The 7,763-nt window shown below is 45.1% G+C and carries 8 protein-coding genes; 5 read left to right on the top strand and 3 right to left on the bottom strand.

The window, feature by feature from the left end:
- The first annotated feature begins 789 nt into the window (after nucleotides 1–789).
- A complete protein-coding gene (locus V6C93_RS32850; RefSeq protein WP_333480891.1) occupies nucleotides 790–1,269 on the top strand; it encodes a helix-turn-helix domain-containing protein in 480 nt (159 codons plus the stop codon).
- Between the two features lie 32 nt (nucleotides 1,270–1,301).
- On the opposite strand, the gene V6C93_RS32845 is transcribed toward V6C93_RS32850, so the two are convergent.
- Complete coding sequence (locus V6C93_RS32845; protein WP_333480890.1) at nucleotides 1,302–1,877, bottom strand: thioredoxin family protein; 576 nt, start codon at nucleotides 1,875–1,877, stop codon at nucleotides 1,302–1,304.
- Between the two features lie 150 nt (nucleotides 1,878–2,027).
- Here V6C93_RS32845 and V6C93_RS32840 point away from each other — a divergent pair, with 150 nt between their 5' ends.
- From V6C93_RS32840 to V6C93_RS32830, 3 genes are all read left to right on the top strand, one after another.
- Entirely contained in the window at nucleotides 2,028–2,546 is a 519-nt protein-coding gene (locus V6C93_RS32840) for a hypothetical protein (RefSeq protein ID WP_333480889.1), read from the top strand.
- A 517-nt stretch (nucleotides 2,547–3,063) separates the two neighbouring features.
- Complete coding sequence (locus V6C93_RS32835) at nucleotides 3,064–4,431, top strand: CRTAC1 family protein (RefSeq protein ID WP_349262913.1); 1,368 nt, start codon at nucleotides 3,064–3,066, stop codon at nucleotides 4,429–4,431.
- 145 nt (nucleotides 4,432–4,576) lie between these two features.
- Complete coding sequence (locus tag V6C93_RS32830) at nucleotides 4,577–5,356, top strand: class I SAM-dependent methyltransferase (RefSeq protein WP_333480887.1); 780 nt, start codon at nucleotides 4,577–4,579, stop codon at nucleotides 5,354–5,356.
- Nucleotides 5,357–5,466: 110 nt separating this feature from the next.
- On the opposite strand, the gene V6C93_RS32825 is transcribed toward V6C93_RS32830, so the two are convergent.
- Both V6C93_RS32825 and V6C93_RS32820 read right to left on the bottom strand, forming a co-directional pair.
- On the bottom strand, nucleotides 5,467–6,513 hold the full coding sequence (locus V6C93_RS32825; RefSeq protein WP_333480886.1) for a leucine-rich repeat domain-containing protein: 1,047 nt from the start codon (nucleotides 6,511–6,513) through the stop codon (nucleotides 5,467–5,469).
- A 233-nt stretch (nucleotides 6,514–6,746) separates the two neighbouring features.
- Nucleotides 6,747–7,406: a Uma2 family endonuclease gene (locus V6C93_RS32820; protein WP_333480885.1), complete on the bottom strand. Its 660-nt coding sequence runs from the start codon at nucleotides 7,404–7,406 to the stop codon at nucleotides 6,747–6,749.
- A gap of 93 nt (nucleotides 7,407–7,499) precedes the next feature.
- Here V6C93_RS32820 and V6C93_RS32815 point away from each other — a divergent pair.
- Nucleotides 7,500–7,763 (top strand): homocysteine S-methyltransferase family protein (locus V6C93_RS32815; protein WP_333480884.1); only part of this gene is annotated, 264 nt, incomplete at its 3' end.

The following is a 7,763-nucleotide window of genomic DNA, read 5'->3' as shown; positions in this document are numbered from 1 at the left end:
GATCGTGCAACAGCACGATCGCCCACACTTAGCATCAGTGTTAGCGACCAAGGCTCGTCGGAACGAGCATCGGTGTTAGATTAGTGCGTGGTTATTTGACACAATGCTTAGCTTAGAAATCACGACTGGCTCATTGTTGCCTTTAACCTTAACAGAGTCATCCAAATAATCATAAATCCAACACCTCTGGATGTCGCGAAGTAACACAACACAGGTTAATATCTGTTACATTGGGTGCAACACAAAACTGATCAAGCTATCTTGAGATGGCAACGCCACGAAAGTGGAAAATTGGCTTGGGAGCGCTAGTTATGATGGGGCTCGGTTGCCCAGACCTATTTAGTCGCTTGGGTTTTCAATTTTGACCAGCTTAACGTGATTGGCTTACCGAATGCGGTTCGTCCTGGAACCGTAAATTCTGTATTCTGATTGGTTGGGTTTTGGGCGTGGAGTGCTGCAATCGCATTATTAGGCGCGATTGGCTACAGCACTGCCTTTTCATGCGATCGCTGCTTGCCGTAATCTCTCCAGTCCGGTATCTGTGGGTAGAGCGCTACACTTACTCCAATCAACCATCGTTGTAAAGAAGACAACTGTGACAATCCTGTCTATAAACGTTGTCTTCGTTTTTCCTTTTTTACCTGTTCCTTTTTTGTTTTCAAAGGGTAGTGCTAGGATGAGAAAATTTTTAAGTCTAGTCTATTGGGAAATTGCCTGTAATTGCTGATGTTTCACTGGTTTGATGAATAATTGATATTAAAAGTATTCGACGCATAAAAAGTACGATCCATGTCTGGGGTTTTCAAAATAAACATTACACAAACTGCCCAACAGCTTAAAACCTTATTAGGTAAACAAACAACGGCAAGAGGCAAAGAACGAATTCTGGCCTTGTACCTGCTAAAAATTAACAAAACCCAAACCTTAAAAGACTTAGCTGTCGTTCTTGGCAGAGACACAGCAACCCTCTATCGTTGGCTCCACCAGTATAAGAGCGATGGATTGGAAGGAATGCTTGTTATCAGGAAAGGTCAGGGCAGAAAACCTGCGATTCCACAAGCCGTAATGGAGCAATTGCGACAACAATTGGAAAATTCAGACCAATTTAAAAGCTATGGAGCTGTTAAGAACTGGTTAAAAGAGGAGTATGGTATTGATGCTTCTTACAAAGTTGTTCATGAAGCTGTGCGCTACAAACTTAACATTAAATTAAGGTCATCTAAACCTCGAAACGGGCAGAGAACTCGTCAACTGAAAGCTAAAGAGTAAAGGATACAAAAAGGAACCCTATACTTCCTCCTTTAATAAGCGGGTTCATTTCCTGGCTTCCACTTGATATTGCAGCCAATACTGGGCTTTTGCTCAGAGTTAACGGGTTGAGAGGCCAATACAGCATCCAGGGCGGAGCGTAAATCTTTACCCGTAACAGGTTTATTGTTACTGGGACGGCTGTCATCTAGTTGTCCTCGGTAGACTAACTGGTGATTGGCATCGAAGAGAAAGAAGTCTGGGGTACAAGCAGCGGTATAAGCTTTAGCCGTTTCCTGGGTTTCGTCATGGCAAAACGGAAAGGTAAATCCCAGTTCAGCTGACATTTCCTTGAGCTTGTCGGGTGCGTCACTTGGGTAATTTGCGGCATCGTTCGCACTAATTGCCACAATCGCCACATCGGAATCAGTATAGTCTTTGCCAATTTGCGCCAGTTCTGACTGAACGTGCTTCACGAAGGGACAGTGTCGGCAAATAAACATGACTAATAATGCCTGCTTACCCGCAAAGGTATCCAAGGATATTGTTTGACCAGATACCACATCTGACAACTGGAAGTTTGGGGCTTTGGTGTCCAAAGGCAACATGGTCGAGGGGGTAAGCGCCATCGGTTTATAAGCTGCGTTTCTCTTTCATTGTTGACCCCCCTAGCTTCCCAGAGCAAGGGGGAGATGAGGAAATGGGAACTCCTTTGCTATTTCGGTCAATTTATAGTACAAGTGTACTAAGTATGTTAGCCAGGTACCCGCTTTCTCGCCATGAAAGAACTACAAGCCGGAATTCAACTCGTTCGGACTAAGTGCATTCAACTGAATCGGCATCCTGTATTTAAAAAGAAGGTGTTAGAGGCAGTAGCCGTAAAACCATTGCCACAACAAACTAATGTTCCCCAAAAATCGCTTTTGTCTTTCCCAGCTAGTTTGCCTCCGCACGGATTAAGGCAGCGGACAGTTCAGGGATTGGGAGAGCTGAAACATCAAGCAGAACGTATCAATCAGCTGTCAGCAGAGTTAGAGGCGGCGGTATTTGAGTTTAAAGCGATCGCGTCTGAAGTAAACCAAGATTGGAAAGCGCTCCAGGCAATGCAGGAAAAGACGAGTGCGGCAGCAGACATTTGTAAGTACCAGGCGGTGCATCTCCCAATCGTGCAACAAAAATCCTCCGGGTCGTTTGTTCTAGCATCACGAACTTTGGATTTATTTAAGGCAGAACGGGAAGCGAAAATACTGGCACAAACACTGCGGCATCGAGCGAAAAGAAAACGATACAAGGGTTAGGGTAATTGAATTAGGGCTTGGGTTTATACCATTTCAGGGCTCTAGCACCTATACATTGAGCCCCGGAACCTACCTTACAAAGGGGCCGGGTTGATTCATTTTTCCGAAGACCGTCAGGGAATTAAGTTCCTACCTGCTGCTAAATACAACTTGAGTTAATCTTCCTAAATCACCATTCAATAACACACAGGTAAAAATTGTGTAAATGCTCTTAGTCTCTTGGGTATTAATATTAATTTGAATTTTGACTAATTGCATTACCCGCCAAGAAACTATCTTCAGCTTCTTGTCTAAGCGATAAGGTTCTATTCTATAGGAATAAATGCTGAATTTACCAAGATTTCAATCTGCTTTTATGGCTATTTTTTTTTTGATCATAAACTAGGTATCGGGAACTTTTAGAGTTATATTCATCCCCTATCCAATCGCTTTGTCTGGAGTTAAAACTGCGAGGAGGTTCTGTTACCGACTTGAGAATGGTGCAAGATCGGAGAAAGAACCTAAATAAGCAGCCAAGATGTTTACGAACAAGAGCAAATTCTTGCTGGATAACCCTACTCAGATGAATTATGGCATTGCTGTAACGGATGTCGATGGAGACGGCTCGTTTGAATTATTTGTTGCAGGGTTTAATGGTCCGAATCTGGTACTGAAGTACAATGGCGAGGGGTTTGTCAACATTGCCGATGAAACCCTAGCCGATGTTGGACGCCGAGCGATCGCTGTTGCAGCGGGTGATATAGATGGCGATGGACGAGAAGAAATCTATGTCCTCAATACAGATACGTTGGCTGGGCGAAAGCAGTTTGGCGATCGCTTATTTGATTACCCCAAGGGTAAATGGGTAGATCTATTTTCTTTACCCAAAAACCGAGATGCTCTCAATCTCACGGCTGGTCGTTCCGTTATATGCGTAGACCGCAAGGGAACTGGACAATACGGCTTCTTTGTCGCTAATTACGGCGGCCCAATGCGGCTGTATGAACTGAATGACAAGGGTCGTTTGCTGGATGTTGCAGCAGAAGCGGGACTGGACTTAACCACAGGTGGACGCTCAGTCATTTCCCTCCCCTTGGTGTCCAATCACATGGATATTTTTGCCGTCAATGAACACGGACGGAACTTTTTGTTTTGCAACCAAGGGGATGGTACCTTTAAGGAGATTGCCGAAATCGCAGGTATCGATGACCCTGATGAAAATGGTCGCGGTTTAGTGGCGTTGGATGCGGATGGAGATGGTCGGTTTGATCTGGTTTACGGCAATTGGCTAGGGCCGCACCGGATGTATTTACAAGGAGTACCGGGACACTTTAAAGACGTTGCCCCCCCCGATATGGCAATCCCTTCTCCCATCCGAACGGTAATTGCCGCCGATTTTGATAATGATGGTTATGAGGAGTTATTCTTCAATAATATTGGTGAACCCAATCGTCTGTTTGCGTATCGGGATGGGACTTGGAAAGCGATCGATACAGGGGATGCTTGGGAACCGGACGGAGCGGGAACCGGTGCGGCTGTGGGCGATTTAGATGAGGATGGTAAACTTGAACTTTTCATCACTCATGGAGAAGCTGCCGTTCAACCCATCAGCTTATATACCTCACCAGAGAATAATAATGCATGGCTTAGGGTACTCCCCTTAACGGAGCGAGGCGCACCTGCACGGGGAGCGAGTGTTACCTTAGTTGGGGAAGAACGAACCCAAAAACGAGTGATTGATGCGGGTAGCGGTTATCTGTGCCAAATGGAGCCTGTCGCACATTTCGGCCTGGGTGAGAATCCAGTTATTAAACAAATTGAAATTCGCTGGCCTGACGGAGCAACGATTAAAATCTCCTCACCCAAGGCGAATCAGCTCATCCGAGTGCCTCATCCTTCTAGCTAATCTGAAAATAGGGACTGGGGAGTAGGGAGTAGGAAAAAGGGATTTTCATCTTTTCTTTGTGCCCAAAAGCCATGAGAGTCGTTCTTTTCCACTGCTCAAGAGATGCTTTTTTGCTACCTTGACAGTAAAACAGAATAAGTGGGTGATGCTTGTGACTGAAACGAATGCTGAGACAACGCCGCTACACACCATGAACCCGCTGAGTCGATTTTCTGACCGAGCAGAGGACTATGCGAAGTATCGGCCCAGCTATCCAGAGGACGCGATCGCAACTATCTTGGCAGGGTTGGGAAATCCTTCGCAACTGGTAGCCGCAGATATGGGTGCAGGTACAGGAATCTCCTCGCGTCTCTTGGCGCAACGGGGAGTACGGGTTTTTGCGATCGAGCCCAATGCCGCCATGAGAGAAGCGGGAACACCTCACCCATTCGTCGAGTTCCGTGATGGCACGGCAGAAGCAACCAACCTACCCGATGCATCCGTCGATTTGGTGACTTGCTTCCAAGCGTTCCATTGGTTTGACCCCGAACCCACCCTAATAGAATTTCACCGTATTCTGAAGCGATCGGGACGGCTGGCGGTGGTGTGGAACGATCGCGACAAAGATGACGAATTCACGCAAAACTATACACGCTTAGTTCAAATAGCATCCCATAATCATCCTGCTGAGTCGCGCCTTGTGTCAGTAGACGCCCTACTGGCAAGTCCACTTTTCCCGGATGTCCGTTGCCACACCTTCTCCTATCAACAAGAGTTAGATCTAGATGGACTCATTGGTCGTGCAATGAGTGTTTCATACATCCCACGAGAAGGAGAAGCACAGCAGCAATTGATAGCTGGATTAACAGAGTTGTATAACTATCGCAACGAGAATGGCTTAATTTATATGAAATATCGCACAAGCCTTTACCTTACTGATTCTTAAGTTGTAGATGACGTAATAATTCCGAAATAACTATCCATTTGTGGCAGTTCGTTGCGCGGACATTTTGCTTCTTGTCGAAATCTGGGAGCGAGATGCTCCCACTCCTACAATTAGTCCTTAAAGTAGGCCAAAATAGCCTGTGTTCCTTGCTGAACTATCTCAGACGCTGGCGAAGCTAGGGGATTGTTGTCGAGCGATAGGCTCGTCAAATTAGAAAGATTACCAATTTCTTTGGGCAATGCTGTTAGTTTATTGTTATAGAGGGATAGCTTGGATAGATTACAAAGATTACCAATTTCTTTGGGTAATACTGTTAATTTATTGTTGTAGAGGGATAAAGTTGCCAGATTTGTAAGATTGCCAATTGCTTCTGGTAGTGCCGTCAGTTCATTGCCGTCGATCGCTAAAACAGTTAAATTGGTGAGATTACCCATTTCTTTCGGGAGTGCTTTCAGTTTATTATTATCGAGAGATAACTGTTTTAGAGAGACGAGATTGCCAATAGTTTCTGGCAGTGCCGTCAATTTATTGTTATCGAGGGATAGTCGAGTCAGATTGGTGAGATTGCCAATTTCTGTTGGCAGTTGTGTTAGTTGATTATCGTCGAGGGATAAACCTGTCAAATTGATAAGATTGCCAATTTCTGTTGGCAGTGTTGTCAATTCATTACTTTCGCAGGATAGTCGGCTCAGATTGGTGAGATTCCCAATTCCTTTCGGGAGTACCGTTAGTCTATTGCTGTCAAAAGATAGCCGGGTTAGGTTTGTGAGATTGCAAATTTCTTCGGGAAGTGCTATGAGTTGATTGCTGTCGATGGATAGGCCGGTCAGATTAGTAAGATTGCCAATTTCTGTTGGCAGTACAGTCAGTTTATTGTTATCGAGAGCTAGATTGGTCAGATTAGTGAGATTGCGAATTTCTTCTGGCAACGCCGTCAGTTGATTGCCGCTGAGGTCTAGCTCTTTGAGACGGGTGAGTTGGAGAATTTGTGGGGGCAGGGCTTCAAGTTCGTTGCCGTAGAGAGAGAGTCGGGTCAGATTGGTGAGATTGCCGAGTTCTTTTGGTAATACCGTCAGTTGATGTTTGTGGAGGTCAAGGGATGTTACTTCGTCTTTGGCGGCTTTTTCAATAATTTCGAGCAATTCTTCGTTGGTCATCAGTAAACCTCACAAATATGCGCTTGTCCCGATGGAAAGTAGGGATTGTAGACAATGACGCTGACTACCCATATTAAGTTCTGGGTTGGAATAATGCGATTCTAGTGATCAGAAGCGCCAACTGGAAAAACATGTATATGCCAAAAATCAAGAATTTACTGCTCACCGTTTGCTTGGAGATGGTTTGGCTCACAGTTAGTGTTTGTTTGCGCCTATTAGCAAAATTTATTGACTTAGGGCAAAAGGTCTCTAATTCTTGCCCGAAATAAACGCACTGCTGCTCTCTGCCCGATGATTTTACTTTGTTCGATAAAACCTGGAACTTCTGCAATAGGTATAAAAGGAAAAGCCAAACTTTTATCCGTTAGCTGGTATTCTCCCTCTACCAATTGATAAACCTGTAAACTCTGCTTGCGATATCTCCAAAGTTCAGGAACCCCCAGAGAAGCATAAATATTAAATTTGTTTAAAGAAGAATGAGTGTAATCTGACTCCACAACTAAATCGGGGGGTGGAACATTGGGTAACTTAATTTCCTTGCCTCTGACTTGCGATTCATTTTGAATATAGAAACAAGTATCAGGTTCTACAGCACGAGTTAGATCTTCCCGTTCCAGAGTCAGAGCACCCAATTGTCTAATCTCGATTTCTAGCTCATCGGCTAAAGCTTCCACAAAGCTGGATATTAATATTTTGGGTTCTTCGTGTTGTTCGTATGGAACCCTAATTTCTAATATTCCTTGGTCATAGGCAATTCTACAAGCGCGGTCTTCTCCGATATCCGCCATTAATGCCTTGAAGGTTTGCCAGCTAACGCCTCTCAAAACGACTCTTGCTTCTGCGGGAGCTGACTCTTGGGGAAAGGTAGATGGAGTTGCTGTTTGTGCGTTCATCGTCTTTTATGCTCCCAAACTCTATAATTTTTGCAAATATAGATTAAGCTAATCATCCACAGCCTATCTCAAATCCTTATTTAGAAGCCGTCCATGAACAGCCCCTTCCTGACTCGCCTCCATAGCCCGGAACGCCCTGTCATCGTCTTCGATGGTGCGATGGGAAGCTCCCTTCAGACGCAAAACCTAACAGCAGAAGACTTTGGGGGGGCGCACTACGAAGGCTGTAACGAGTACCTGGTCGTAACCAAGCCAGAAGCGGTTGAGAAAGTACACCGAGGCTTCCTGGAAGTTGGCGCGGATGTGATTGAGACGGATACCTTTGGCGGTGCGTCGATTGTACTAGCCGAGTATGAC

The organism is Allocoleopsis sp., from assembly GCF_036703385.1.
Taxonomy (GTDB): Bacteria; Cyanobacteriota; Cyanobacteriia; order Cyanobacteriales; family Coleofasciculaceae; genus Allocoleopsis.
Note: the sequence above shows the minus strand (reverse complement) of the source record. Positions and strands in the feature narration are given on the sequence as shown.